Genomic DNA, 26,182 nt, shown 5'->3' with positions numbered 1-26,182 from the left:
TGTTTTTCATCTTATCTTGCCAGATATCCTGCCGATCTTAAAAACCTAAGTTGGTAAGGAATACTGAACACAATTAAATATTTATTAAATGGCCGTACATAATCATGGGTGTTGTAAACCTCATAATGATGGTATTTTCGGGGAGAGAACCGAAATTATTTTTGCTGTCTTAAGCGGAATCTTCTTATTGACAGGATTTTTGCTGGATACCTTTAGCGACGCTCCCTTTATTTATGTAGTCATCCCTTACCTTGTAGCTTACGGCTTTGGCGGTTATTTTACTTTAACCGAAGCTTTTGATGAGATTTCCAAAGGTAAATTCCAGATCGATTTCCTAATGCTGGTAGCAGCTATAGGTGCTGCACTTTTGGATAAATGGGCCGAAGGAGCATTATTATTATTTCTTTTTAGTCTTGGGCATGCTTTAGAGCACCTCGCTATGGAAAAGGCTACTAAATCTATTGAGGCCTTAACGAATTTATCCCCGAAGACTGCACTAAAAAAGCAGGGCGGGGAGTACGTGGAAGTTGATATTACATCCCTGCGGGTAGGCGATGTCATCAGGGTAAGGCCAAATTCCACTGTTAGTGCCGATGCTATATTGATCAAGGGAAAAACCAGCATTAATCAGGCTCCTATTACGGGAGAAAGTATCCCGGTAGATAAGCAGCCAGTAAATGATCCCGGGATAGAATTTAAATCTATCGAGGAAATCCCGGCCAAGAACAGGGTATATGCGGGTACCATCAATGGTGATAACAGTATTGAAGTAAAAGTGATTAAGGAATCACAGCATTCCACTTTAAACCGGTTGATCACTATGGTGCAGGAAGCACAGGAAAAAAAGTCGCCTACCCAATTACTTACAGATAAATTTGAAAGATATTATGTCCCGGCAGTACTAATTCTAATCATCCTATTAAATTTTGCCTTTTTGGTTGTGGATGAGACCTGGCAGGAAAGTTTTTACAGGTCCATGGCGGCCCTGGTAGCTGCGAGTCCTTGTGCTCTGGCTATTTCCACGCCTTCTGCAGTATTAAGCGGAATAGCCCGCGCGGCGAAGGGAGGAGTTCTAATCAAAGGAGGAAAACCGCTGGAAGATCTTGGTACCCTCCGGGCGCTGGCGTTTGATAAGACCGGTACACTTACTGAGGGGAAGCCAAAACTTACCGATCTGGTTTTATTAAACGGCCTGTCCAAAGACGAATTTCTAAGCAGGGTGATTGCCCTGGAAAGTTCCAGTAATCATCCCCTGGCAAAAGCAGTGGTTCGCGATGGCCGTGCACGAATGGATCATTTGAACGGTCTGCCTGAAGTTTCAGATTCTGAAGCTATCCAGGGAAAAGGGATCAGGGGTATAGTGAATAGTGAAGAAATCAGAATAGGAAACCTGGAATTATATGATGATATAGGCGGAGTTCCCGAGATGGTTAAGGAAAAGGTTACGCAGTTGGAAAAGGAGGGAAAGACGGTAATGCTGGTTAAAAATGACCAGGAATTCAGTGGGATCCTGGGACTTATGGACACTCCCAGAAAAGCAGCCAGGTCAACTCTTTCCAGGTTAAAAAGTATCGGCATCAGGAAAATGATCATGCTTACAGGTGATAATCAGGAAGTAGCGGATGCTGTAGCTTCAGAGATTGGTATAACAGATGCTTATGGCAGTCTGCTGCCCGAGGAGAAAGTGGAAAAAATAATTCAGCTCAAGAAAGAAGAAAATAAGATCGCCATGATAGGGGATGGTGTAAATGATGCTCCTGCGATGGCCAATAGTACCGTGGGTATAGCCATGGGTGCCGCCGGGAGTGATGTGGCCCTGGAAACTGCCGATATCGCCCTGATGGCAGATAAACTGGAAATATTACCCTTTGCCATAGGTCTCAGCAGAAAATCTCAACAAGTGGTAAAACAAAACCTATGGATTAGCCTGGGAGTAGTAGCTCTATTACTACCGGCAACCATCTTTGGTTGGGCTAATATAGGGATCGCCGTAGTTTTCCATGAAGGTTCCACCATTGTGGTCGTGCTAAATGCCCTAAGGTTATTAGGTTTCAAGGATAAGTACAGTAATTTGTGAAATTTCAATAGGTTTTTTAGTTAAATAGGATTAAATCCAATATTTTTGAGTAAATTTTGGAAATATTCCTAATCTGTTAATTATGGGTACACCCGGATCTATTGAAATAAAGCACTTTAAGGAAGTGCGTGAAGAAAATAACTACACTCAAACCGAGTTTGCCGCATTATTGGGCATTAAAAACTCTACGGCAGATATAGAACGTGGTAGAACAAAACTTTCCGGTAAGGTGGTTTCCGAGCTCTTAAGTCAGTTCGGGATCAATCCATTGTGGTTGTTTGGTGAAAGTGGTCAGAAATACCTGAAGATCTCCCAGGGAGATGTGAGTCCCAAGGTCGTAACCGTGGATAATGCTGATAATGAAAATATCGTCCTGGTAAACCAGAAAGCTGCGGCCGGTTATCCGCACAATGTACAGGATGTAGAATGGTATAATCAATTGCCGGCTTTTGATATTCCCCTCCCGGAATTCAGAAATGCTACTTATCGTGGTTTTCAAATAGAAGGAGATAGTATGCTGCCAGATTACAGGCCCGGTGAGTGGGTGATGGGTAAAGCGGTTTCCAGTATAGAAGAAGCAAGCAATAACCGGGTATATGTGATCGTAATGTATGATTCTGTTCTGGTAAAGAAACTGCAAAAAATGCCAGATCCATCCAAGGTCCTGCTTATTTCCCTGAATGAAGAATATTTGCCTTTAGAGATCAATGTACATCAGATCCAGGAGATCTGGCAGGTAAATTCCAAGCTTACCTTTAATCTTGATAATCCTTCAAATAGTGGGCTGTTCCAGGAGCTTCAACAGTCTATGGAAGAACTAAAGAGGGAATTGAAATCTTTTAAAAATTAAAAAACCCTTTCCGTTAAGGAAAGGGTTCATAAAGAATTTAATAATAAGGATTAATTGTCGTCATTGTTGGTGACTTCATCCTTAACATCCTTGGCGGCATTTTTAACTGCATCCCCTGCATCGTCTGCTGCCTGTTCGATATCATTTCCAACGCTGTTCATATCGTCGTTAACATCGTCCATGGCGTCTTCTGCGTCATCTTCTACGTCATCCATATCGTCAGACATTTCCATGTCGTCGGTTTCATTTTCTTTAGCTGTATCTCTGCAGGAGGTAAAAAATACTCCCATACAAAGCATTAAAGCGAACATTACAATCGGTTTTTTCATCTTTTATAGTTTTTGGTTTATGGTTCTGTTTAAGAAACGATCAGTTCCTTGACCGGTTTAGTTATCGTCGCCAATTTTATCGATTTCCTCGTCGATTTCCTCATTGACCTTCTTATCTACTTTTTTTGCGGTTCTTTCCAGAATGCCTTCTTTTTCTTCAACTTCTCTGGGAGCTTCCACTTCCTTTTCTACCTCAACCGTTCTGACGATAGTTTCCTTTTCCTGAGTATCTCTACAGGAAGTAAGAGATGCAGAGCCTATTATAAGTAAACTTGCCAGGATCGATAGTCGTTTCATTTTAAATAGTTTATTGGTTATTTCAATCGAAATTACAACTAAAACCGATTCGCAGGTTTTATTTAAATTATATTTAGGAAAGTATGTTAATATTTACGTAAGCTTTCAGCGAGGTACTCTTCGAGTATCCTTACTGCACCGGTATTACTATTGATGAAATGGCCGGCGATCATACCGCACTTTTCACGAAATACTGCATCTGCCGATAGTTTTGTCATTATTGCTGAAAATTCCTGATCATCCTTAACAGAAAACAACCCGGACAGCTGTCGTAATTTTTTGGCTTCCGGAAACTTGCTGTAATGAGCACCAATTACGATAGGGATTCCAAAGGTCGCCGGTTCAAGGATATTATGGAGCCCGGTGGTCCCTGCCGCACCGCCTACATAGGCAATATCGGCGTAACTATATGCCCTTCCAAGCAAACCTATTGTATCCAGAATAAGAACTGAGTAAGATGCCAGGTCCTTTCCCTGCATTTCAGAATACTTAATGGTGGGAATTTTTAGTGCTCTGTACAGTTTTTCAATTTTTGCCGGTTTAATTTCATGTGGAGCGATGATGAATTTGATGCTTCTTGAATTATTGATAAAGTTCGCCATCAATTCCTCATCTTCAGGCCAGGTACTTCCACAAACCACGAGCAGATTGTCTTGCTTGAAATCTTCTATAAAGTCAATTTGATTATCTGCCTCTATCTGGGCCGCAACCCTGTCAAACCTGGTATCTCCCGCAACGGTAACATTATCAAAATCTATTGAATTCAGTAAGGTTTCAGATTCTTTATTCTGAACAAAGAAATGCTCAAAAGCTTCTAAAGACTCTGCCATCCACTTTCCATATCGCTTGAAAAAGGCCTGGTCTCTTCTGAACACTCCAGATACCAGGAAGGTCCTTATCTGTTTGCTTTTCAGTTCATGCAGAAAATTGGGCCAGAAGTCATATTTAATAAAAAAAGCCATTTTTGGATTTAGCATTTCGATGAATTTCCGGGCATTTTCTTTGGTGTCCAAAGGCAAATAAGTGAAATGATCCACCAGCGCATGGTTTTTCTTATTATTGTATCCTGAAGGAGAAAAGAAGCTCACTACTGTTTTGGTCTCCGGGAATTTTTGCTTCAGCAGTTTGAGAAGGGGCACGGCCATTTCAAATTCTCCCAGGGAGGCCGCATGTATCCAGAAATATTCTGAATTCCGGTCCAGGTTTTTCTCCAGTTTGGAAAAGAGATCCTTCCTGCCTGCAGTAAATTCTTTCAGTTTAGGACTAAATATGCCCGCCAATTCCAGAACGGCGCTACTTAGTTTTACCAGTACGTTATAAATTCTGTGCACACTTAAAACTTGAATTTGCTAAAATAGGTCTTTCCCAATAATTGGATTGCCAGTAGGACCTATATTTCGTATTTTCGTAATCCTGAAAAAAATTGTAGATGAAAAAGATTCAAATGGTTGATCTTAAAGGTCAGTATCAAGGTATAAAAGAGGAGGTAAACAGAGGAATGCAGGAAATCCTGGAAGAGACTTCCTTTATTAATGGTCCCCATGTTCACGCCTTTCAAAAAGAACTTGAAGAATATTTAAATATAAAGCATGTCATCCCTTGTGCTAATGGAACCGATGCCCTCCAGATCGCCATGATGGGTCTTGGATTAAAACCAGGGGATGAGGTAATCACCGCAGATTTTACTTTTGCCGCTACGGTAGAAGTAATTGCCTTACTTCAATTGACCCCGGTGCTAGTAGATGTAGATCCGGATACTTTCAATATAGATCCTGAAGAGATCAGAAAAGCAATTACCCCTAATACAAAAGCAATAGTACCTGTTCATTTATTCGGGCAAACTGCAGATATGGATGCGATCATGCGAATTGCAAAAGAACATGATCTCTATGTGATAGAAGACAATGCCCAGGCCATTGGTGCAAATTATCATTCCGTGGAAAATGGTATAAGTAAAGCCGGTACCATAGGGGATGTATCTGCTACTTCTTTTTTTCCTTCCAAGAATCTGGGCTGTTACGGGGATGGCGGTGCGATATTTACCAATAACGATGAGCTGGCGCATACCATTCGCGGCATTGTAAATCACGGTATGTATGAGCGCTATCATCATGATGTGGTGGGGGTAAATTCCAGACTGGATAGTTTTCAGGCAGCTGTTTTAAGAGCTAAACTTAAAAATCTTGACCTTTACAACGAGGCAAGAAAAGAAGCCGCAATAAATTATACCGAAGCCTTTAGTAGTTATACAGATATTGTGACCCCGGTTAGAAGTGGCGATTGCGATTCTCATGTTTTTCACCAGTATACCCTGAAAATAGGTAATGGAAAACGCGATGGATTAGCCAAACACCTGCAGGAAAAAGGAATTCCTTTCGGGATCTACTACCCAATCCCTTTGCATAGACAAAAAGCCTACCTGGATGACCGGTATAATGAAAAAGATTTTACAGTTACCAATCAGTTGGTTAAGGAAGTAATCTCCTTACCTATGCACACTGAGTTGGACGAAGAGCAAATACAATATATTACCCAAACTATCATTAACTACCTAAATCAATAATATGCCTAAACTTATTACTTTATTGCTGGCCATATTTGTTACTTCAAATATAATGGCCCAGGATATTTATATTCACGCGGGAAAATTAGTAGACACCAAAAATGCTAAAGTATTAAATGCGCAAACCATAATTGTATCTGGCAATAGAATTAAAAGCGTTGAGCAGGGGTTTGTAGATCCGGCTTCAGCAGATGATAAATTGATCGATCTAAAGGAAAAAACGGTCCTTCCAGGTTTAACAGATATGCATGTACACCTGGAAAATGAAACTAATCCCTCAAAATATCTGCAAAGGTTTACCAATGATCCTGCAGATGACGCCTTCAACTCGATAGGTTTTGCTGAAAAGACACTTGGAGCTGGTTTCACCACGGTAAGAGATCTTGGAGGTACCGGGGTCAATATAGCGTTGAGAGACGCAATAGCTAAAGGAAAGGTAAATGGTCCCAGGATTTTTACTGCGGGGAAATCCCTTGCTACCACAGGTGGTCACGCAGATCCAACCAACGGAATGAACAGGGCCCTTACCGGAGATCCCGGGCCAAAAGAAGGAGTGGTAAATTCTGTTGAAGATGCAAGAAAAGCAGTAAGGCAGCGCTATAAGAACGGAGCAGATCTTATCAAGATCACTGCCACCGGTGGAGTGCTTAGTGTAGCTAAAAGTAGTTCCAACCCGCAATTCTTTGATGAAGAGATCGAGGAAATCGTTAAGACGGCCAATGATTATGGTTTTCACGTTGCGGCACATGCCCATGGGGATGAAGGAATGCAGAGGGCTGTAAAAGCTGGCGTGAAAACTATAGAACATGGCACGCTTATGAGCGAAAAGACCATGGATCTTATGAAAGAATATAATGCTTACCTGGTTCCAACGATCACCGCCGGAAAGGAAGTGACCGAAAAAGCTGAGATCGAAAATTATTATCCGGAACTGGTGGTGCCTAAAGCGAAGGAGATAGGGCCTAAAATTCAGAACACGTTTTCAAAAGCCTACAAAAGGGGAGTCCCAATAGCATTTGGAACAGACGCCGGAGTTTTTGAGCACGGAAAGAATGCCAAGGAGTTTGGATATATGGTTGAAGCTGGAATGCCAGAAATGGAAGCCATTCAGGTGGCGACCATTATCCCTGCAAAGATCCTGAAAATGGAAAATGAAAGCGGACAAATTGCAAAAGGTTTTCTTGCCGATATTATCGCCGTAGATGAAGATCCAACCGTAAATATCAAAACCCTGGAGGACGTGAAGTTCGTGATGAAAGAGGGAATTGTTTTTAAGAATCAATAATAACTACAAATTATTGAAACCTATGATTCAATAATTGTAATTTTCATCAGAAATAGAAAAGCCAGATTTTTACAATCTGGCTTTTCTTATGAAATTATTTTTATTTTATTCAACTCCTGCAGATGAAGTTTGCATGCTTCTTTCGATCTTTTTTACCAATCCCTGCAAAACCTTTCCAGGACCTACTTCCACGAATTCTGAGGCTCCATCCTTGATCATATTCTGAACAGATTGGGTCCATTTTACCGGGGCGGTTAATTGAAAAACGAGATTTTTCTTGATCTCTTCAGGATCAGTAACCGCAAAGGTGCTTACATTCTGATAAACAGGACATATTGGATTACTGAATTTGGTATTCTCAATGGCTGCCGCCAGGTCTTTTCTGGCCGGTTCCATCAAAGGTGAATGAAATGCGCCACCTACCGGAAGGATCATCGCTCTTCTGGCTCCTCTTTCCTTTAGATTTTCACAGGCTTTTTTTACCGCCTGGTATGCTCCTGAAATCACCAGCTGGCCGGGACAGTTATAATTGGCTGCTACTACGATACCTTCAGTTTCGGAGCAAACAGCTTCAACCAATTCATCTTCCAGGCCTAATACCGCGGCCATTGTTGAAGGTTCAAGTTCACATGCCTTTTGCATAGCCTGGGCTCTTTGCGATACCAATCTTAGTCCGTCTTCAAAACTCAGGGTTTTATTTGCGACAAGTGCTGAAAATTCACCAAGGGAATGACCTGCCACCATATCTGGTTTAAAGTCAGCTCCCAGAACCTTGCTTAAGATCACAGAATGTAAAAATACAGCCGGTTGGGTTACTTTAGTTTGTTTTAGATCCTCTGCTGATCCTTCAAACATTATATCTGTAATAGAAAAATCGAGTATATCATTTGCCTGGCGAAACAAATCCTGCGCTTCGATAGACTTTTCGAAAAGATCCAATCCCATTCCCGAAAACTGGGCTCCCTGTCCTGGAAAAATATATGCTTTCATAAATATTGGTTTAGGTCAACAAAAATAGGTATAAATAAAAAGACCTCATAACAAAGATTTGCTATGAGGTCTTAGTAAAAATTATAGTCCTTATAGTTCTAATTTTCCTTTTTCACCAATATCCTGGTTTTTTCCTGTTGCAGCAGCCATTCCCAGTTTGAATAAGGTCACCATTTTACTGTCTTTGTTATCCCAGTAATAAGCTTCTTTCGGATTTATTTTTATGGCAGTGATTTCAGGATCATCCTTACCATCAAACCAGGCATTGTCTGCCGGTGAATATAATTCGTGAATCACCTCGCGATTGGTTTCAATAAAAGCTTCTCCATAAATACTCAAAAATTCCATATCTGAAGTTCCGCTATACAGTAACTGCACATCGCTGTCCTTTTGAATATTCTTATTATGCTCACTACTGCTTTTACTTAGAAACCATACCGCACCATGATCATCTACCTGCTTGGTCGACATAGGCACAGCACTAAGGGGTTTTTCATCCATGTTAGTGACCAGCATGCAATAGTCTATATCTTCTGCCAGTTCCTTGATTTTTTCTCTCGCCTTGTCGTCATATAAATTCTTTGTACTCATAATCAATTTTAATTTTGATTGAAGATACTTTAGATGAGACGGCTTATGCGCTAAGGAACTGCTAAAAATAAATGTATTGATGTTAAGAAATGTAAAATCAACTATACTTATCCAGAATAGCGGTGCACCGGGAGAGGTAAGGACTTCCGAAAAGGTTAAGATGAACCAGTAAATAGTACAGCTGCCAGAGATCTAATCTATCCTTCCAGCCGCTTTCCAGGGGGTATATTTCATGATAGCTCCTGAAAAGTTTATCGTTGAATCCTCTAAACAAGTGCATCATTGCGATGTCCATTTCCCTTGGAGCATATGCTACGGCGGGATCTATCAGGCAGGGCAGGCCTTCAGAATTTATCAGGTAATTGCCGTTCCAAAGATCTCCATGCAAGAGGGCAGGTGGTTCATCAGGAATTTGTTGACTGCAATTAGTGAAAAAACTTTCGGGAATTCTGAAATTGAAACCTTTATCCCGGGCTAGTTTTATTTGAGGTTCAAGCCTCATTTCAAGATAAAAATCTGCTGCAGATCCCCGCTTGCTATTGTATTGTGGCAGGCTTCCAATATAATTGCTGTGGTCAAGACCAAAAGAAGCAGCCGTTTGCTGATGCAGGCCGGCTAACTGCTCCCCGAAAATTTCCCAGAATTTTGAACTTTGCTTGCCGGATGGTTTATATTCCAGAAGCAAAAATGATAAACCGTCTATATCCCCAATCGCTATAGGATTAGGAATATCGATAACTTTTGGAGCTCGTAAAATTTCCAGACCGGCTTTTTCTGCTTCGAACATACCCGGATAACTGGAGGCATCATTTAGCTTGATGACAAAATTTTCAGAGGTTGTTTCCAGCAAAAAGACATCATTGATGTCACCTCCACTCAGTGGTGTATACCCGGTAAGGTTGAGATGTTGCTTTTCAGCAATTTTATATAATATAGACTTATGATTATTTTCGTTCATAAGTTAGATAAGTGAAAGCATAATCGTGCTTATCATCTTTCTCATGGAATTGTTCTTTAATGAGATCCCATTTGCTTTCATCTATCTCCGGAAAATAGGTGTCCGCATCAAATTCCCCATGTACACGGGTAAGTTCTAAACGGTCGGCCTTATCCATTCCCATCTTATAGATCTCTCCGCCACCTATGATAAATGGCTGCTCATCTAATTTTGAAACGCGAAGGGCTTCCTCAAGAGAATGAACCACAATAGTCCCTTCAGGGTGGTAGTCCTCTTTTCTGGTAATTATAACATGGGTGCGGTCTGGAAGTAATTTTGGAAAAGATTCAAAGGTTTTTCTACCCATGATTATATGATGCCCGGAGGTTAATCTTTTGAATCTTTTAAAATCGTCTGGTAAATGCCATACCAGGCCATTTTCCTTGCCCAGGGCATTATTTTCTGCGGCTGCCGCAATTATGGTGATCATAATATTTAGCTGTTTATAGGTTTATCCGGATTTTCAGGACTTATTTTTTTATCTGTTGAAATGGGTCTGATGTCCTTATTTTCTCGGGGAAGCGGGAAGTCTCTTTCTACCTTTTCTTGTAATTGTGCGATCTTTTCTTTTTGTTTTTTTACCAGCTTATCTACTTGTTTTGCTTCCCAGTCTTTTCCCATCAAACTGTTTACGATTAGTACATTAAAGAAATGAACCAGGAAAATCAGGGTCCATAATAGTACTGCCCACACAAACCAGTTATATCCCAGCGGCTTAAAATCTTCCTGGTATCCAATGATGACATTCAGTACAATGAGAAAAACTGCACCTATTAAAAAGATCACAAAATGTTGAAAGAGCCGTTTTTTCTGTTTGGCTCTTTTCCTGGCATTTTCATAAAGTTCTCTTTGTTCGTAATCTATTTTAGAAGGGCTTTTCTTTTTAGAAAACATAATTACAATTACATTAGTGTATTATCAAATTTACATTTTTATCAAAAGAACTTCCAAAGGCTTATGGATTATTTAAGAAAAGGCTTTCCAGTCTTAGAGCAATACACCTATTTAAATACTGCGGCATCTGGTTTATTGCCCGAAAAAGTCTGGGAGTACCGGCAGGATCACGATATGGATTTCTTCTTAAAAGCGAGCTTGCTGAAAGATAAAATGGGAGAAGTGCTTACTACCGTACGCGAAAGCGTAGGTAATTTTTTTAATTGTGCACCAAACCGGGTCGCTCTGATTCCTAATTTTTCATATGGGTTTAATAGTATTCTGGAAAGCATAGATAAGCCCTGTAAAGTATTACTGCTTGAAAATGATTATCCGTCGATAAACTGGGCAGTGAAATCCAGGAATTTTGAAGTGGTATTTGCCAAATTAGACGAAAACCTGGAGACAAATATCCTGGCCAGAATTGAAGAAGAGAAGCCTGCTTTTTTTGCTTTCAGTATTGTGCAGTATATCAATGGAGTTAAAATTTCAATCGGGTTTCTAAATAAATTAAAGGAAAAATTTCCGGAATTGATCCTGATCGCTGACGGGACCCAATATTTTGGTACTGAAGATTTTGATTTTGATGGTTCGGGTATAGACATAGCCATAAGTAGCTGTTATAAGTGGATGAATGCAGGCTATGGCTGTGGAGTAATGCTATTCAGCGAAAATGTCCAGGGAAAACTACATCCTAAACACCTTGGTTTTGGATCTCTTCAGGGGAAATATAAAGCTCATGAAGGCAATTTTATAGGCAAATTTGAACCGGGGCATTACGATACTTTAAATTTTGGAAGTTTGAAAGTGGCCATAGATCTTCTGCAGAAAGTGGGGATGGATACCATTGGCGGGAAGATAAACAGCCTGAAAGAGATGGCGAGACACAGGTTTGTTAAGGCAGGACTGCTCGAAGACTGGATCGCAGAGCGAGAGGATTATTCTTCGCTATTCAATATTAAAGGGGATGAGGATCTTTTTAATCATCTTAAAAGTGAAGGTATTATTACTTCGCTAAGGGGTGAAGGCATCCGGGTAAGTATGCACTATTATAATACCGAAAAAGACCTGAATCAACTTTTTAAAGCTCTGAAGATCTAAATTTTAATTCTCTGCTTTAGTTCCTAAAATTGCATTTAATTTTTAGAATAACGTTTTCGTATTCACGAGTATTCTAAATATTTCAGGATTCTTTCAGATATTCGGAAAAATGAAGATAACTTATTGATTGTTATTGTTTTATATTTCTTTATTACTTTAATTTGAAGCGTGAATTATTAAAAAAATAGTCATGCCAATTACAAAACAATATTTAAAGTCTAAGCCTGAATGTAAAGTAACTTTTACTGTACCTGCTGTTGAAGCAGATAAGGTTGAGGTAGCCGGAGATTTTAATAGCTGGAATTTATCTGAGTTAAAAAAATACAAGAACGGTAATTTTAAAGCACAGTTCAATGTTCCTGTAGATCAAACCTATCAATTTAGATATGTTATTGACGGGAAATGGATGAACGAGGAGGAAGCCGACGGATATCAATGGAGTGACTTCGCAGCTGCAGATAACAGTTTGCTGAAGGTTTAAAAGGTCCTTTTCTAATTATTACTCAGTGACTTTTACGCCATTCCAAAAGGCTACGTGATCTTCGATAGGTTTCGCTGCATGGCTGGCCTCGGGATAATACCAGGCCGCGTCTTTATTTAGCTCGCCATCTACTTCTATGTGATAGTACGAAGCCTTGCCTTTCCAGGGACAACGGGTGTGATAGTCACTGGGTTTAAAATATTGCTCCTTTATATCTTCTTTTGGAAAATAATAATTGTTTTCCACGATCTTCGTTCGGGAGCTTTCAGCTATGACCTTATTATTCCAGATAGCTTTCATAGTGGTCTTTTTTGAAATTATTTTCTTCTAAAGATATAGTTTTTGTAACAGTTTTCCTTGTCGCCAAAAGACTTATCGACACTTAGACCGGACTCATCTGCCAGCCATTCTACTACGGCATCATCATATTTCTGGGATATTTCTGTATGAATGGTTTCCCAGGCTGCAAATTCTAAATTAAGATCCAGGTTTTTTATTTCTACTTGCTGTTTCTTGTTACTCACCAGAAAGCTTTTCGCGGTTCCGGTCTCCGGATTATAGGTTTCCCAATGCATGAAATTCTCTGTATTGAAATTCCCTCCTAATTCTTCGTTTATACGTACCAGTAGATTTTTATTGAATTCTTCAGTAATACCGGCAGGATCATTATAGGCATCCAGAATTTTTTGCGGATGCTTTTTCTGATCAAATCCCATGAATAACATATCTTCTTCCCGCATGGCATGCGCAATGTTGCGGAGAAAATCTACTGCTTCCTCATGATTCAAATTGCCAATATTGCTCCCGAGTACCAGGATAACTTTTTTGCGGGTATTATATTCGGCGAGCCTTTCCAGGGTTTTAAAATATGTTCCCTGTTGAACTTCGACATTTACCTCTGGAATTTCGGTCGCCAGGGAATCCTTCAGTTCGTCCAGAACGTTTTGGCTTATGTCTATAGGTAGGTATTTAAAATCTGCTTTTGTTTCCACCAGTTGCCTGAGCAGGATCTTGGTTTTCTTCCCGTCACCAGCACCTAATTCTATAAGGTCAATTCCCCTGGCATCATAAAAAGAGGTGATAATATTTTCAGCATTCTGTTGAAGGATATCAAATTCACAGGATGTTAAATAGTATTCTGGCATATCCATGATCTTCTGAAATAGTTTGTCACCTTTCTTATCATAAATATATTTTGAAAGTAAATATTTTGGGAAGCTGCTCAACCCTTTGAACGTGTCTTCTGCAAAGGCCGATTCAAACATAATTTCCGGTGTGTTTTTCATTTAACTACTTTATTTGACCAGTCTGAAGCCTGTAAATTGCCATCTGAGCTGAGGGTGAAAAAAATTTCTATAGGTGGACCTGCTGTGGTGACGTGAAGTAGCTACGGAAGCTCCTCTTAAAACTTTCTGATTCACCATGAATTTACCATTGTATTCGCCTAATGCACCTTCAGGTTTCTTATAATTGGGATAGGGAGAATAAGCACTTTCTGTCCATTCCCATCGGCTGCCCCATTCGAATTTCTCCTGTGCTATTTCCCATTCTTCCTCAGTGGGCAGGCGCATGCCTTTCCACTGGGCAAAAGCAAAGGCTTCGTAGTATGAGATATGGGTAACCGGTGCATCCGGGTTTAGATCCTGAAGTCCGTTTAAGGTATATTGTTTCCAGCTATTATTTACTTTATGCCAGTAAGCCGGTTTATTTATCTCATTTTGTTGAATCCAGTCCCAGGCTTCAGCATGCCATAAAAGCACATCTTTGTAGCCACCGGCTTCAATAAACTCCAGAAATTCTCCGTTTGTAACCAGCTTGTTCGAAATACTGAAACCACATAAATACTTTTTGTGCAATCCCAGTTCATTGTCATAACAAAAATCATCTGATTTATGGCCAATTTCGTATACTCCCTCCTCTACGGTGATCCATTCTCTTTCAAAATCCTGGATCCTGTTTTCTTTGAATTCGTCGTTATATTTTGGGGAAAGCGGGTTGTTACCCAGGATATATTTAATGTCTGTATAGAGTAATTCCTGGTGTTGTTTTTCGTGATGGCAGCCTATCTCAACAACTTTTAATGGTTCCTGGTCCAGCTTATTCCGGGTAAGCAGGTCTATCATCTTCGTGGTTACATATTTTCTGAATTCATAGATCCATGCTACCGTGGGCCTGGACAGGTTACCACGGTTGGTCCGTATAACCTTTTCACCTACACTTTCATAATAGCTATTGAAAACATAAGCGGTGTTTTTATCATATAATTCGTGACCGGGGGAATACTTTTTCAACACGAATTCCTCAAAAAACCAGGTGGTATGACCAAGATGCCATTTTGGTGGAGATACATTTTCTACCGGCTGCACTACATAATCCTCGGTTTCCAGGAAAGAGCATATCCTTTCTGAATCTGCTCTTGTTTCTTTAAAAAGTTGAAGTAAATCCTGTTGTGAAAGCATAAAAAAAAGTGATACGTTTAGGTATCACTCAAATTTACAATTTTTTAAAAGCGGCCTGAATTTTCAGTCGTTAACTTGGAGTTAAACTTCTTTTTCTACATTATCCTAGGTTTCACGGGAAAACTTAAGCTAACTTTTACCTTTTCATGATTTAAGGTAGCGCCGGTTTCAAATTTAGGTAAGCCCTTCCTGGTATTTTCGAACATGTTAATCATTTATGCTGCTATGGAGCGTTTAATTTCAAGGTTCCAAAATCAAATTCACGATTAAGAATTTTATTTATCTCATAGCGAAGACAGGAAAATGATCAGGAATCTTACAATCAATGGTATAAGGAGGTTTATCTGCCTCGTGATATTGGAGTATTTTGCCGGAATTATTTTCCTGGAAAAAAATACATCTGTTCATAAAACTAAAAAAAGACCGGGGAGTAGTCTATGCATTTAAAAATTAATCGGGATCGTGTATTTAATAGCTTTTGGTTTTCCTCCCAGCTTTCCCGGTGTCATGGTTGGAATAGACTCCATTAATCTTATCGCCTCTTTTTTCAATTCAGGGTACTTACTTTCCACCGAATTTACGACCACTTTACCTTCTTCATTTACCTTCATCTTTACCACAGCTTTACCTCTAATATATTCGCCTTTGGCATTCTTCGAGTATTTAATGTTTTCACGGATATGCTGCATAAGCATTTTGTTAAAACAGGCTTTTTGATCTGCATTATCTTCACAACCTTTCCATACCGGAGCGGTCTCCCGCATAGTTACTTTATTTCCATCCACATCTACATCTTCCTGCGCAAATCCTGAAATGGCGCTGAAGAGAAAAGCGATTATCAATAGTTTTTTCATAATTGAATTTTTAATTTATTCTAATAGTTATTTTAATAACCGCTGCAATTTCCAGATTTTAATAATTTGAAATTAAACGGCCACGCTGGCCTTTATGCCAGGATAAGGATCATAATTTTCTAAAGTAAAATCTTCAAATGTAAAATCAAAAATATCTTTAATTTCAGGGTTGAGTTTCATGGTTGGTAAAGGTCTCGGTTCACGGCTCAATTGCAGCTCCACCTGTTCCATATGGTTACTGTAAATGTGAGCATCCCCGAAGGTATGTATAAAATCCCCTGCTTCATATCCGCAAACCTGCGCCATCATCATGGTGAGCAGGGCATAGGAAGCGATGTTAAAAGGTACTCCCAGAAAGATATCAGCGCTTCTTTGATAAAGCTGGCAGGATAATTTCCCGTCTGCAACATAGAATTGAAAAAAGGCATGGCAGGGAGGAAGCGCAGCTTTTCCATTTGCTACATTCTCTGCGAATGAAACGGAAGTATCTGGTAATACCGAAGGGTTCCAGGCAGAAACCAGCATTCTGCGACTATTTGGGTTCTTTTTTAAGGTTTCCACAATTTCCTTTATCTGGTCTATTTCCTCAGAGTTCCAGTTTCTCCATTGATGACCGTAAACCGGGCCCAGGTCACCATTTTCATCTGCCCATTCATTCCAGATCCTTACCCCGTTTTCCTTTAAATATTCAATATTGGTATCTCCTTTTAGAAACCATAATAGTTCATGAATTATGGATTTTAAATGCAATTTTTTAGTAGTGACCATGGGAAATCCATCACTCAGGTCAAAGCGCATCTGGTATCCAAATACACTTTTGGTGCCGGTGCCGGTACGGTCACCTTTTTGTGCTCCATGCTCTAGTACATGTTTTAAAAGGTCGTGGTATTGTTTCATATCAATTGGTTTCCAATTGCCTAAAATAATAAATACCTCCGGTTTATTCCTTTAGATTTCATTAGGATTTTAAAGGACTTATTAACGCTAAATCTATAAATATGAACATTATAACTCCGGCTTTTTCAAAAAAATTGGTAATTAACTAAGCCTGAAGATGCTAACCTAAAAAGCGGCGGAACTCAAGAATGGCACAAATTCTTTTAAAATGGTGATTAGTGAAAAGCTTCATTAAATTTCGGGACCCGAAGATAGGCATGATCCATAATACTATCTTCTTATCAAAAATTTTTTTAGAGTGAGATGGGTTTTTAAATTCATCTTAGGTTATTTAATGCCATGAAAAACCTTTTACTTCAGGTTATCAGGTAGATTATCTGCATGATAAGCATCTCTCTGGCCCATAGGTTCATCTTCTCCTACGGTAGTATCTTTCCTGGTTTGGTGTTCCATTTCGCTATTGATCTCTGCTCCAAGCAGAATTATAAAAGCAGTAATGAAAAGCCAGAGCATCAGAATGATCACCGCGGCAAAACTTCCGTAAACTTTGTCATAGTTTCCAAAGCTTTCCACATACCAGGAGAATAGAAGGGAACCGCCAATCCATAGAATAGTGCTTAAAACAGCTCCCCAGGAAACCCATTTAAATTCAGGATCATCGCGGTCTGGAGCATTTTTATATAATAAGCCCAATGCGGCAATAAAAAGAAAAGCGATGAGGAACCATCTACCCCAATCTATAAAGGATTCCAGGCCTGCGGGAAGACCAATCTTATCTATAAAGGCCGGGTAAAAAATTAAAAGCATCAGGCTTAACAAGCCCATAAAGATCGCACCTATGGTAAACAGAAAAGTAATACCAGTTTTTTTCAGGAAACCTCGCTCGTCCTTTTCATCATAGGCGATATTAATACCTTCGAAGAGAGCCGAGGTACCTTTATTGGCACTCCATAAACTAACCATTATACTAATTAGCAGGCTCCAGCCTAAAGTCGAGGCTGGTTTGTTTAAAATTGGTTCCAGGATACCGGTGATGATCTCGTAGGCCTGAGCGGGTAGAATATTATCTAAGGCTGAAAATTGCTCCCTGATCTGGGATGGGTCTATTACCAGGCTATAGATATTGATCATCGCTATGATCGCAGGAAAAAGAGCCAGGAAAAAATAAAAGGCAATTCCCGCAGCCACGATCTGAACGTGATCTGCAGAAAGTTGATTAAAAACTCTTTTTCCTATTTGTTTCCAGCCTGTCGCAGGGATTTCCCTGGGCTTTTCGGCATAAACTCCCTTATTCTGTTTTGTGGTACTCATGAGATTATTTTAAACACTTATATATTATTTAAGAATATAAGAAGTTTAAAAGTAAATCATGCCCACCTTCCTGTTTCCGGAGGTATTTTTGAGAAAAGTTTAAGAAAAGTTACCTATCCTATGATCATTCCTGCAATAGTTGCAGAGAGAAGAGAGGCAAGTGTACCACCTATCAGAGCCTTCATGCCAAATTCTGAAAGTGTTCTTCGCTGGCCCGGAGCCAGGGAACCAATTCCACCTATTTGAATACCGATGGATGCGAAATTTGCGAATCCACAAAGCATGTAAGTAGCCATGATAACAGATTTTTCGTAATTCAGACTAAGAGCGTTAGCAGGATTTTTAAGATCTGCCAATTGCACATAACCTACAAATTCACTAGCAGCCAGTTTTATACCTAACAATTGTCCCATTAGCATCATGTCTTCCTTGGCTACCCCAATCACCCACATAAGAGGCGCAAAAATGATCCCGAGTATGGATTCAAGTGAAAATTTAGTGTAAGGTGTATATTCTGCCATCAGGCTGTTAAGGGTCGTTAGTCCCCCAATATATCCAAGTATATAATTGATCATTGCAATAAAGGCAATAAAAACCAGTAACATTGCGGCTACATTTGCGGCAAGTTTTAAACCTTCAGTCGTACCATTGGCAATGGCGTCAAGTATATTGGAGCCAATCTTTTCCGAAGAAACTTCAACATCTGTATTTACAGCCTGTTGCTGCGGGTATAGTATCTTGGAAACCACGATCGCTCCCGGAGCCGCCATAACAGATGCTGCTAATAAGTGTTTCGCAAACTGAAGTCTTAGTGCGGGATCATCACCTCCAAGAAAGCCAATATAAGCGGCAAGAACTCCACCGGCCACCGTAGCCATTCCACCAACCATCACTAAAAGGATCTCAGACCGGGTCATTCTTTCCAGGTATGCCTTTATCATAAGAGGGGCTTCGGTTTGTCCCAGGAAGATATTACCGGCGACACTTAAACTTTCAGGTCCCGAAATGCCCAGTAATTTGGTTAATACCCAGGCCATTCCTTTAACTACGATCTGTATGACTCCTAAATAAAACAGTACCGAGGTTAATGCCGAAAAGAAAATAATCGTTGGTAAAACCTGAAATAAAAAGATAAATCCAAAACTATCCACATCCATCATACCACCTAGCAAAAACTCACTTCCCGCTGCGGTAAAATCAAGGATCAAGACAAAAATATTTCCAACAAATTCAAAGATATTCTGTACTACGGTGATCTTTAGGACCCCGATTGCCAGGACTAACTGTGCCGTAATGCCCAATCCTACGGTTTTCCAGTTAATGGCTTTTCTGTTACTGCTGAATAAAAAGGCTATGAGGATTAGTACCATCATACCTATGATGCCTCGTATTAAGCTTGAGGTGCTAATTCCCTGGCTGGGTATCATCTTTTTTGCTATAGTTGCCGGGATAACTTCTTCTACGGTAGGTGATATTGCTTTCAGGCTGAGCATATTTCCCTTTGAAGAAATAGTCATGGTAGAATCTGTGAGCTCAGAAACCCTCAGATTTTGAATAGAATCTTTTGGGTTATTGTAAAATAATACCAGAAGCTTGTTTTGATATAAATAATCTCCGGAAGCTACTATGTTGCTTCTTTCTTTATCAATAAATTCGAACCTGCCTTCTTTGAAATTGAGTTCTGTAGAATTTCCAAAAAGCTGTTCCTGCCCGGGATTATCCCCGGTAGAATCTAGTTGCCAGTTTTTAGAAATAGTTTGAGCTGAGGCTGATGTAATAAAAAATACGATCAGTGTTAGGCAACACCAGATTTTGTTCATTTCGGGTTATTTTCTTTTGGAAATTTCGTCCCTGATGCGGGCCGCTTTTTCATAATCTTCCTGACTAACAGCTTGGGAAAGTAGTTCCTTTAATTCTTCGAGAGACATTTTTTTATAGTCGGAAGTTTCTTCAGATTTGAGGTCGATCTCTTCTTTTAAAAGTTCCTCTTCTATGATTTCTTCTTCCTCTTTCTTCTCTTGTTCCCGCTGTTTTTCTTCGGCCTTGAGGTAAATACCGGCTTTGTCCAGGATATTTTTATAGGTGAATATAGGAGCATCGAACCTAAGGGCCAATGCGATGGCGTCACTGGTGCGTGCGTCAATAATCTCTTCTATACCTTCCCGTTCGCAAATGAGGCTGGAATAAAAAACGCCATCAACCAATTTATGGATAATGACCTGTTTTACAACGATCTCAAACCTATCTGAAAAATTTTTAAAAAGGTCATGGGTAAGGGGTCGGGGAGGTTTTATCTCCTTTTCCAGAGCTATTGCAATAGATTGTGCCTCGAATGCACCGATCACAATAGGTAATTTACGCTCACCCCCAACTTCGTTGAGAATCAATGCGTAAGCTCCGTTTTGTGTTTGACTATAAGATATTCCCTTGATGTTCAGTCGCACTAAACTCATACTTCAGTAAAATTAAAAAGGCTGTCTAAAATAAGGACATTTACCATATTTAGACAGCCCCTTTATGGGTCGCAATTTATGAAAATTATGCGTTTTTCTCTTTAAATTCCTTCAATTTTTCATTTAGCTTCGGTACCACTTCAAAAGCGTCTCCTACAATCCCGTAATCTGCAGCCTTAAAGAATGGAGCTTCTGGATCATTATTGATTACTACTTTAGTTTTAGCGGCGTTGATCCCGGCTAAATGCTGAATGGCTCCAGATACACCAATTGCAATATAAAGGTTGGAGGCTACAGGTTTTCCTGTTTGTCCCACGTGCTCACTATGTGGTCTCCATCCCATATCACTTACCGGCTTGGAACAAGCTGTTGCCGCACCTAAAATATCGGCCATTTCTTCGATCATACCCCAGTTCTCAGGTCCTTTTAGACCACGTCCCCCAGAAACTACAACTTCAGCGTCGGCAATGGTTACCTTATTGGTAGCCTTGTCTACAGACTCAACATTTACTGTAAAATCTTCGTCAGACAGATTAGGGTTAAAATCTTCTGTCGCCGCATCTCCCTGGGCTTCTTTTAATCCGAACGCATTTTTAGACAATCCTAGAACTTTTACATCTGTGGATATCTTCGTGAAACTAAATGCTTTATTGGTGAAAGCAGTTCTCTTTACAGTAAAAGGATCTGTGCTCTCAGGTAGTGCCACCACGTTGGAAGCATAACCTGCTTCAAGTTGAACGGCTAATAATGGAGCAAGATATTTACTGTTAGCGCTCTGGCTAAGTACAACTACTTTAGAGTCCTCTTTTTCTGCAGCCTGCTTAAGAGCATCTGCATAAGCTTCGGCATTAAAATTCTTAAGCTTGTCGTTGCTTATTTTTAAAACTTTGTTTACACCGTAGTTACCAAGTTCTGAAACATCATCTGCGTTAAAGGTCACTGCTGTAACCGATGAGCCCATCATTTCTGCAACTTCATGGGCATAAGACGCAACTTCGTAGGATGCTTTCTTGAATTTTCCTTCTTCTGATTCTATATATACTAAAACTGACATTTTTCTTTGATTTTAATTTTTGAAATTCCTTTTGATCGGCACCCTCTAATTAAATAGCCTTTGCCTCATTGTGAAGCAGGTCTATTAATTCGTCAAGGTTATCTGGATCAATAAGTTTCACCTCACCTTTTGGAGCAGGTTTTTCAAATTTTACCGCCTCGGTCTTGGTATTAGTATCTGCTGGTTCCACCACGTTTAATGGCTTTTTACGAGCTTGCATGATACCTCTCATGTTAGGGATACGAAGGTCGCTTTCCTCAACAAGTCCTTTTTGTCCGCCAATAACCAATGGTAGAGAAGCAGTAAGTGTTTCTTTTCCACCATCTATCTCACGAATAGCAGTAGCTTTTTCTCCATCTACTTCCAGGCTTATACAGTTATTTACAAAATTTGCATCAATAAGACCGGCAAGCATTCCCGGTACCATTCCACCATTGTAATCTATAGATTCTCTTCCGGCAATAACCAGGTCGTATCCACCATCTTTTACAACTTTCGCAAGTTCTTTAGCTACCTGGTAACCATCAGTAGCAGGAGTGTTCACACGAATTGCTGTATCTGCACCAATAGCTAGAGCTTTTCTAAGAGTAGGCTCAGTCTCTGCTCCACCAACATTTACAACATCTACGCTCGCGCCCTGTTTTTCTTTGAACCACATCGCTCTGGTAAGACCAAATTCATCATTCGGGTTGATCACGAACTGTACACCATTAGTGTCAAATTTAGTGTCACCATCGGTGAAATTGATTTTGGATGTAGTGTCTGGCACGTGACTAATACATACTAAGATTTTCATATATAAAGTTCTTTTTTTAATAAATCGTTTTCGCTGACGAAGATAAGTATTTTAAATCGAAAAATGCTATGCATGCATAATAAATTTGACTAAAAAATTACCCTGAATTTTAGGTTATATTTAATCTTTTGCGTCTAAAATCCATTATAGTTCATAATAATCTGCCAATTTTTGAGATATCTCTTAAATCTGATTTGACGTTTTTTACGATCTCTGGGGTTGACAAAATTTTAATCCGCAAATATGGTATATACCTTAATGAATTACTATTTTTGCTGTGCAGTTATAAAAATTAAGAAATCACATAATGAGGACAATTCAATTTAGAGAGGCCGTTGCCGAGGCGATGAGCGAGGAAATGCGTCTGGATGACAGCATCTATTTAATGGGAGAGGAAGTTGCTGAATATAATGGAGCTTATAAAGCTTCCAAAGGAATGCTAGACGAATTTGGTCCTGAAAGAGTTATTGATACTCCTATTGCTGAGCTAGGTTTTGCCGGTATAGGTGTTGGTTCTGCCATGAACGGGAACAGACCTATAATAGAATTCATGACCTTCAACTTTTCTCTTGTTGGAATTGACCAGATCATAAATAATGCTGCCAAAATGAGGCAGATGAGTGGTGGGCAGTTTAACATCCCTATCGTATTCCGTGGGCCTACAGGTTCTGCAGGGCAATTAGGAGCAACCCACTCCCAGGCTTTCGAAAGCTGGTATGCAAATACACCTGGCCTGAAAGTGATCGTTCCTTCAAATCCTTATGATGCAAAAGGTCTTTTAAAAGCGGCTATACGCGATGACGATCCGGTGATCTTTATGGAAAGCGAGCAGATGTATGGAGATAAAGGCGAAGTACCCGAGGATGAATACCTAATAGAAATAGGTAAAGCAGATATTAAAAGAGAAGGTAGTGATGTAACCATCGTTTCATTTGGTAAGATCATTAAAGAAGCATATAAAGCGGCAGATCAACTGGCAGAAGAAAATATTTCCTGTGAGATCATCGATCTTAGAACGATTCGTCCAATGGATCATGATGCCATTCTGGAGTCGGTTAAAAAAACCAACCGCCTGGTAATCCTGGAAGAGGCCTGGCCATTTGGAAACGTAGCTACAGAGATCACTTATCAGGTGCAATCCAAAGCATTTGACTATTTGGATGCTCCAATTGTTAAACTTAATACCGCAGATACACCTGCTCCTTATTCACCTGTTCTTTTAGAAGAATGGTTGCCAAACAGCGAAGATGTTGTTAAAGCTGTGAAAAAGGTAATGTATAAGTAAGCTTAATCAACTTATCTTTGAAACTTCATCTTCACGATGAAGTTTTTTTTTATCCTATAATGAACAGATACACTTATTTTTTCCTAATTCTTCTTTTTGGTTTCAGCGGTCTAAATGCACAGACGAAGGTGGGAGGCGTGGTTAACGACAACACGGGAAAAACAGTACCCTTTGCCAATGTGGTCTTTGCGAATTCCACTACCGGTACCACTACTAATGAGGAAGGAGAGTTCTATCTGCAGGCCGACGACAATTTTGATACCCTTGTGGTCTCCTTTATAGGTTATGAGACTTTGAGAATTCCTTTAGATTCCAGGGTGAATCTAAATATGGAAATTACCCTGGAAGAATCTGCTTCTACTTTGGAAGAGGTGGTCATCTATCGCGGAAAGACCTCCAAGAAGAACAATCCTGCCATAGATATTCTCAAAAAGGTCTGGGCCAACCGGCGAAGTAACGGAATAAGAGCTTTCGATCAATATTCATATAAGGAATACGAAAAACTGGAGTTCGATATAAATACTATAGACAGTACACTCATTAATAGCAGGATCTTCAACGGGATGGAGTTCATCTTCGACTATGCCGATACTAATAAAGTTACCGGGAAAACTTACCTGCCAATGTTTATCAATGAGTCTGTAAATAAGGTCTACGGCGATAATATTCTGAATGAAGAAAAAGAAGTGTTGCTGGGAAATAAAAATTCCGGATTTAACCAGAACAGGAACCTTATTGATTTTGTAAAGGATATCTATGATGATTATGACATATATAAGAACTACATAAAATTTTTTGATAAGAGTTTTGTAAGTCCTATCTCAACAACCGGGATAGATACATATAATTATATATTATCGGACAGTGCATATGTAGATAATAAGTGGTGTTACAACATTGTTTATTATCCCCGCCGAGAAAATGAACTAACTTTTAAAGGTGATTTCTGGGTGAATGATACAACCTGGGCAGTCAAAAATATAAACCTGGAGACTACGAAAGATGTAAATATTAACTGGATCAAACAGGTTTATATTGAGCAGGATTTCAAAGTTCTAAGTGATTCGGTATTCCTCATCACCAGGGACTTTTTTATGGCAGATTTCGGCTTAAACAAAAAGAAAAGTTCCCGGGGTGTTTATGCCAAGCGTACCATGCTTTATGATGAATATGAGTTTAATAATAAGCGACCGGCTTCATTTTATCAGCAACCAGTTTATAACCCGCAATCGCAGGCATACAACCAAAGCGAGGAATTCTGGTCTGCAAACCGTCTGGAAAAACTGAACGAGGATGAAGAAGGTATTTATATAATGCTGGATAGTCTTACCAAGACAAAAGCATTTAACCGGCTTTACAATGTCGCCACGATCGTACAATCCGGATATGTTGAGTTTGATGGCTGGGATTATGGCCCGATCTATTCCACGTTTGGTTTCAACGATGTGGAGGGGGTGAGAACGAGATTTGGAGGGCGTACCTATTTTGGCCAGAGCGATCCCTGGCGAATTGAAGCATACGGTGCTTATGGTTTCAAAGATCAGAAATTTAAATATGGCATATCGGGAAAGGTATTGCTGGATCCTAAATCACGATTGATCATTAGTGGCGGAAACAGAAGAGATGTGGAGCAACTTGGAACCAGCCTTACCAATTCTACAGATGTTCTGGGACGCAGTCTTGCCTCATCCTCCCTTTTGAATATTGGAGATACCGATAAATTAAGTAGTATCAACCTGAGTGTTTTTTCTGTAGAAATGGAACCTCTCAAGAATTTTACGGTAAGATTTGGTGCGAATTATCGCGAGCTTAGTCCGGCTTCCCCAGATTTCAGCCTGGATTATTATGTAAATGAGGAAAGAACTGAAATCGCTTCAGAAATTCACCAGACTGAATTCTCTACTATACTTACCTGGATGCCGGGTAGAAAGGTCTCCGGGTATGGGGTGGAAAGGAATGTGGTGAATGAAGAGGATTTTCCAACACTGTTCCTCAATTACAGCCTGGGCGTTAAAGACGTGTTTGATAGTGATTTCGACTACAAAAAAATCCAATTCTTTTATAATCAGCCATTGCTAATCGGGGGCGTAGGGTTCTCAAATATTAGCCTGGAAGCAGGTAAGACCTTTGGCGCTGTACCTTTAGGGCTTTTAAGTGTGGTTCCCGGAAACCAGACCTATTTTGAACTTTATAATACATTTCCCACCCTTGATTTCTATGAGTTCGTAACCGATAGTTATTCTGCAATTCATATTGGCCATAATTTTAACGGTAGGATTTTTTCCAGGATACCTCTTCTAAGAGAACTCGATCTACGGGAATTAATTGGCTTTAGGGCAGTTTACGGAGACATCTCAGAAGAAAGTAAAAAGATAGATGCTTCCGGTTTGCCACTAACAGCTCCAGATTCCGATCCCTTTTACGAATACAGTGTAGGTATAGGAAATATCTTAAAAGTGATGAGGTTTGATGTGCACTTCAGAGGTAACTATTTCCAGAATCCAGACGCCAGATCTATGGCATTTACAATTGATTTCGGATTTCACTTTTAGTTAATGATTTAACAATCAGAAATAACT

The 26,182-nt window shown here is 39.8% G+C and carries 26 protein-coding genes; 8 read left to right on the top strand and 18 right to left on the bottom strand.

The window, feature by feature from the left end:
- Positions 1–88 precede the first annotated feature (88 nt).
- Positions 89–2,077: a heavy metal translocating P-type ATPase gene (locus FGM01_RS11610; protein ID WP_143411343.1), complete on the top strand. Its 1,989-nt coding sequence runs from the start codon at positions 89–91 to the stop codon at positions 2,075–2,077.
- A gap of 82 nt (positions 2,078–2,159) precedes the next feature.
- A complete protein-coding gene (locus FGM01_RS11605; protein WP_143411342.1) occupies positions 2,160–2,927 on the top strand; it encodes a LexA family transcriptional regulator in 768 nt (255 codons plus the stop codon).
- Positions 2,928–2,977: 50 nt separating this feature from the next.
- On the opposite strand, the gene FGM01_RS11600 is transcribed toward FGM01_RS11605, so the two are convergent.
- The 3 genes from FGM01_RS11600 to FGM01_RS11590 all read right to left on the bottom strand — a co-directional run bounded on the left by FGM01_RS11600 (position 2,978) and on the right by FGM01_RS11590 (position 4,884).
- Complete coding sequence (locus tag FGM01_RS11600; protein WP_143411341.1) at positions 2,978–3,256, bottom strand: hypothetical protein; 279 nt, start codon at positions 3,254–3,256, stop codon at positions 2,978–2,980.
- A 57-nt stretch (positions 3,257–3,313) separates the two neighbouring features.
- Entirely contained in the window at positions 3,314–3,553 is a 240-nt protein-coding gene (locus tag FGM01_RS11595) for a hypothetical protein (protein ID WP_143411340.1), read from the bottom strand.
- 86 nt (positions 3,554–3,639) lie between these two features.
- Positions 3,640–4,884, bottom strand: coding sequence for a 3-deoxy-D-manno-octulosonic acid transferase (locus FGM01_RS11590; protein ID WP_143411339.1), 1,245 nt, complete (start codon positions 4,882–4,884; stop codon positions 3,640–3,642).
- A 98-nt stretch (positions 4,885–4,982) separates the two neighbouring features.
- Between FGM01_RS11590 and FGM01_RS11585 the strand changes: the two genes are divergently transcribed.
- Positions 4,983–6,116: a DegT/DnrJ/EryC1/StrS family aminotransferase gene (locus FGM01_RS11585; protein ID WP_143411338.1), complete on the top strand. Its 1,134-nt coding sequence runs from the start codon at positions 4,983–4,985 to the stop codon at positions 6,114–6,116.
- A gap of 1 nt (position 6,117) precedes the next feature.
- On the top strand, positions 6,118–7,401 hold the full coding sequence (locus FGM01_RS11580; RefSeq protein WP_143411337.1) for a metal-dependent hydrolase family protein: 1,284 nt from the start codon (positions 6,118–6,120) through the stop codon (positions 7,399–7,401).
- Positions 7,402–7,506: 105 nt separating this feature from the next.
- Here the strand turns inward: FGM01_RS11580 and fabD are convergent, their stop codons facing one another.
- The 5 genes from fabD to FGM01_RS11555 all read right to left on the bottom strand — a co-directional run bounded on the left by fabD (position 7,507) and on the right by FGM01_RS11555 (position 10,873).
- Positions 7,507–8,391 carry an ACP S-malonyltransferase gene (fabD, locus tag FGM01_RS11575; protein ID WP_143411336.1) on the bottom strand — a complete coding sequence of 295 codons (885 nt, stop codon included), beginning with the start codon at positions 8,389–8,391 and terminating at the stop codon, positions 7,507–7,509.
- Positions 8,392–8,481: 90 nt separating this feature from the next.
- Positions 8,482–8,982: a pyridoxamine 5'-phosphate oxidase family protein gene (locus FGM01_RS11570; protein WP_143411335.1), complete on the bottom strand. Its 501-nt coding sequence runs from the start codon at positions 8,980–8,982 to the stop codon at positions 8,482–8,484.
- A gap of 97 nt (positions 8,983–9,079) precedes the next feature.
- Positions 9,080–9,940 carry a fructosamine kinase family protein gene (locus FGM01_RS11565; protein WP_143411334.1) on the bottom strand — a complete coding sequence of 287 codons (861 nt, stop codon included), beginning with the start codon at positions 9,938–9,940 and terminating at the stop codon, positions 9,080–9,082.
- Positions 9,927–10,409 carry a dihydrofolate reductase gene (locus FGM01_RS11560; RefSeq protein ID WP_143411333.1) on the bottom strand — a complete coding sequence of 161 codons (483 nt, stop codon included), beginning with the start codon at positions 10,407–10,409 and terminating at the stop codon, positions 9,927–9,929. The genes FGM01_RS11565 and FGM01_RS11560 overlap by 14 nt, the downstream gene beginning before the upstream one ends.
- A 5-nt stretch (positions 10,410–10,414) precedes the next feature.
- The gene (locus FGM01_RS11555) at positions 10,415–10,873 is read right to left on the bottom strand and encodes a 2TM domain-containing protein (RefSeq protein WP_143411332.1); all 459 of its coding nucleotides are present in this window, start codon (positions 10,871–10,873) and stop codon (positions 10,415–10,417) included.
- Between the two features lie 63 nt (positions 10,874–10,936).
- On the opposite strand from FGM01_RS11555, the gene FGM01_RS11550 reads away from it, so the two are divergent.
- On the top strand, positions 10,937–12,013 hold the full coding sequence (locus FGM01_RS11550) for an aminotransferase class V-fold PLP-dependent enzyme (protein WP_243735795.1): 1,077 nt from the start codon (positions 10,937–10,939) through the stop codon (positions 12,011–12,013).
- Between the two features lie 190 nt (positions 12,014–12,203).
- On the top strand, positions 12,204–12,494 hold the full coding sequence (locus tag FGM01_RS11545) for an isoamylase early set domain-containing protein (protein ID WP_143411330.1): 291 nt from the start codon (positions 12,204–12,206) through the stop codon (positions 12,492–12,494).
- A gap of 18 nt (positions 12,495–12,512) precedes the next feature.
- Here the strand turns inward: FGM01_RS11545 and FGM01_RS11540 are convergent, their stop codons facing one another.
- The 10 genes from FGM01_RS11540 to FGM01_RS11495 form a co-directional block, all read right to left on the bottom strand.
- Complete coding sequence (locus tag FGM01_RS11540) at positions 12,513–12,794, bottom strand: DUF427 domain-containing protein (protein ID WP_143411329.1); 282 nt, start codon at positions 12,792–12,794, stop codon at positions 12,513–12,515.
- A 17-nt stretch (positions 12,795–12,811) separates the two neighbouring features.
- Positions 12,812–13,780: an L-histidine N(alpha)-methyltransferase gene (locus FGM01_RS11535; RefSeq protein WP_143411328.1), complete on the bottom strand. Its 969-nt coding sequence runs from the start codon at positions 13,778–13,780 to the stop codon at positions 12,812–12,814.
- A 9-nt stretch (positions 13,781–13,789) separates the two neighbouring features.
- Positions 13,790–14,953 carry an ergothioneine biosynthesis protein EgtB gene (egtB, locus tag FGM01_RS11530; protein WP_143411327.1) on the bottom strand — a complete coding sequence of 388 codons (1,164 nt, stop codon included), beginning with the start codon at positions 14,951–14,953 and terminating at the stop codon, positions 13,790–13,792.
- A 443-nt stretch (positions 14,954–15,396) separates the two neighbouring features.
- Positions 15,397–15,807 (bottom strand): energy transducer TonB, encoded by a 411-nt coding sequence (locus tag FGM01_RS11525; RefSeq protein ID WP_143411326.1) that lies wholly within the window; start codon positions 15,805–15,807, stop codon positions 15,397–15,399.
- Positions 15,808–15,879: 72 nt separating this feature from the next.
- Complete coding sequence (locus FGM01_RS11520) at positions 15,880–16,704, bottom strand: thymidylate synthase (protein ID WP_143411325.1); 825 nt, start codon at positions 16,702–16,704, stop codon at positions 15,880–15,882.
- Between the two features lie 351 nt (positions 16,705–17,055).
- Positions 17,056–18,015 carry a YihY/virulence factor BrkB family protein gene (locus FGM01_RS11515; RefSeq protein ID WP_143411324.1) on the bottom strand — a complete coding sequence of 320 codons (960 nt, stop codon included), beginning with the start codon at positions 18,013–18,015 and terminating at the stop codon, positions 17,056–17,058.
- Between the two features lie 113 nt (positions 18,016–18,128).
- Positions 18,129–19,835 (bottom strand): NupC/NupG family nucleoside CNT transporter, encoded by a 1,707-nt coding sequence (locus FGM01_RS11510; RefSeq protein WP_143411323.1) that lies wholly within the window; start codon positions 19,833–19,835, stop codon positions 18,129–18,131.
- Between the two features lie 6 nt (positions 19,836–19,841).
- Entirely contained in the window at positions 19,842–20,468 is a 627-nt protein-coding gene (locus FGM01_RS11505; protein WP_143411322.1) for a bifunctional nuclease family protein, read from the bottom strand.
- A gap of 85 nt (positions 20,469–20,553) precedes the next feature.
- Positions 20,554–21,522, bottom strand: a complete 969-nt coding sequence (locus FGM01_RS11500; RefSeq protein WP_143411321.1) for an electron transfer flavoprotein subunit alpha/FixB family protein — start codon at positions 21,520–21,522, stop codon at positions 20,554–20,556.
- Positions 21,523–21,571: 49 nt separating this feature from the next.
- Positions 21,572–22,318: an electron transfer flavoprotein subunit beta/FixA family protein gene (locus tag FGM01_RS11495; protein WP_143411320.1), complete on the bottom strand. Its 747-nt coding sequence runs from the start codon at positions 22,316–22,318 to the stop codon at positions 21,572–21,574.
- A 307-nt stretch (positions 22,319–22,625) separates the two neighbouring features.
- Between FGM01_RS11495 and FGM01_RS11490 the strand changes: the two genes are divergently transcribed.
- Entirely contained in the window at positions 22,626–23,603 is a 978-nt protein-coding gene (locus tag FGM01_RS11490) for a pyruvate dehydrogenase complex E1 component subunit beta (protein WP_143411319.1), read from the top strand.
- Positions 23,604–23,662: 59 nt separating this feature from the next.
- Positions 23,663–26,155 carry a DUF5686 family protein gene (locus FGM01_RS11485; RefSeq protein ID WP_166435221.1) on the top strand — a complete coding sequence of 831 codons (2,493 nt, stop codon included), beginning with the start codon at positions 23,663–23,665 and terminating at the stop codon, positions 26,153–26,155.
- The last annotated feature ends 27 nt before the right edge of the window (positions 26,156–26,182 follow it).

This window comes from Christiangramia sabulilitoris, from assembly GCF_007050985.1.
GTDB lineage: Bacteria > Bacteroidota > Bacteroidia > Flavobacteriales > Flavobacteriaceae > Christiangramia > Christiangramia sabulilitoris.
The sequence above is the reverse complement of the archived record's forward strand: the minus strand, read 5'-3'. Positions and strand labels throughout refer to the sequence as shown.

Bases quoted from the DNA above. Each gene is read 5' to 3' on its own strand.
- FGM01_RS11610 (WP_143411343.1), top strand. From the start codon at position 89: ATGGCCGTACATAATCATGGGTGTTGTAAACCTCATAATGATGGTATT.
- FGM01_RS11605 (WP_143411342.1), top strand. From the start codon at position 2,160: ATGGGTACACCCGGATCTATTGAAATAAAGCACTTTAAGGAAGTGCGT.
- FGM01_RS11600 (WP_143411341.1), bottom strand. From the start codon at position 3,256: ATGAAAAAACCGATTGTAATGTTCGCTTTAATGCTTTGTATGGGAGTA.
- FGM01_RS11595 (WP_143411340.1), bottom strand. From the start codon at position 3,553: ATGAAACGACTATCGATCCTGGCAAGTTTACTTATAATAGGCTCTGCA.
- FGM01_RS11585 (WP_143411338.1), top strand. From the start codon at position 4,983: ATGAAAAAGATTCAAATGGTTGATCTTAAAGGTCAGTATCAAGGTATA.
- FGM01_RS11580 (WP_143411337.1), top strand. From the start codon at position 6,118: ATGCCTAAACTTATTACTTTATTGCTGGCCATATTTGTTACTTCAAAT.
- fabD (WP_143411336.1), bottom strand. From the start codon at position 8,391: ATGAAAGCATATATTTTTCCAGGACAGGGAGCCCAGTTTTCGGGAATG.
- FGM01_RS11570 (WP_143411335.1), bottom strand. From the start codon at position 8,982: ATGAGTACAAAGAATTTATATGACGACAAGGCGAGAGAAAAAATCAAG.
- FGM01_RS11565 (WP_143411334.1), bottom strand. From the start codon at position 9,940: ATGAACGAAAATAATCATAAGTCTATATTATATAAAATTGCTGAAAAG.
- FGM01_RS11560 (WP_143411333.1), bottom strand. From the start codon at position 10,409: ATGATCACCATAATTGCGGCAGCCGCAGAAAATAATGCCCTGGGCAAG.
- FGM01_RS11555 (WP_143411332.1), bottom strand. From the start codon at position 10,873: ATGTTTTCTAAAAAGAAAAGCCCTTCTAAAATAGATTACGAACAAAGA.
- FGM01_RS11550 (WP_243735795.1), top strand. From the start codon at position 10,937: ATGGATTATTTAAGAAAAGGCTTTCCAGTCTTAGAGCAATACACCTAT.
- FGM01_RS11545 (WP_143411330.1), top strand. From the start codon at position 12,204: ATGCCAATTACAAAACAATATTTAAAGTCTAAGCCTGAATGTAAAGTA.
- FGM01_RS11540 (WP_143411329.1), bottom strand. From the start codon at position 12,794: ATGAAAGCTATCTGGAATAATAAGGTCATAGCTGAAAGCTCCCGAACG.
- FGM01_RS11535 (WP_143411328.1), bottom strand. From the start codon at position 13,780: ATGAAAAACACACCGGAAATTATGTTTGAATCGGCCTTTGCAGAAGAC.
- egtB (WP_143411327.1), bottom strand. From the start codon at position 14,953: ATGCTTTCACAACAGGATTTACTTCAACTTTTTAAAGAAACAAGAGCA.
- FGM01_RS11525 (WP_143411326.1), bottom strand. From the start codon at position 15,807: ATGAAAAAACTATTGATAATCGCTTTTCTCTTCAGCGCCATTTCAGGA.
- FGM01_RS11520 (WP_143411325.1), bottom strand. From the start codon at position 16,704: ATGAAACAATACCACGACCTTTTAAAACATGTACTAGAGCATGGAGCA.
- FGM01_RS11515 (WP_143411324.1), bottom strand. From the start codon at position 18,015: ATGAGTACCACAAAACAGAATAAGGGAGTTTATGCCGAAAAGCCCAGG.
- FGM01_RS11510 (WP_143411323.1), bottom strand. From the start codon at position 19,835: ATGAACAAAATCTGGTGTTGCCTAACACTGATCGTATTTTTTATTACA.
- FGM01_RS11505 (WP_143411322.1), bottom strand. From the start codon at position 20,468: ATGAGTTTAGTGCGACTGAACATCAAGGGAATATCTTATAGTCAAACA.
- FGM01_RS11500 (WP_143411321.1), bottom strand. From the start codon at position 21,522: ATGTCAGTTTTAGTATATATAGAATCAGAAGAAGGAAAATTCAAGAAA.
- FGM01_RS11495 (WP_143411320.1), bottom strand. From the start codon at position 22,318: ATGAAAATCTTAGTATGTATTAGTCACGTGCCAGACACTACATCCAAA.
- FGM01_RS11490 (WP_143411319.1), top strand. From the start codon at position 22,626: ATGAGGACAATTCAATTTAGAGAGGCCGTTGCCGAGGCGATGAGCGAG.
- FGM01_RS11485 (WP_166435221.1), top strand. From the start codon at position 23,663: ATGAACAGATACACTTATTTTTTCCTAATTCTTCTTTTTGGTTTCAGC.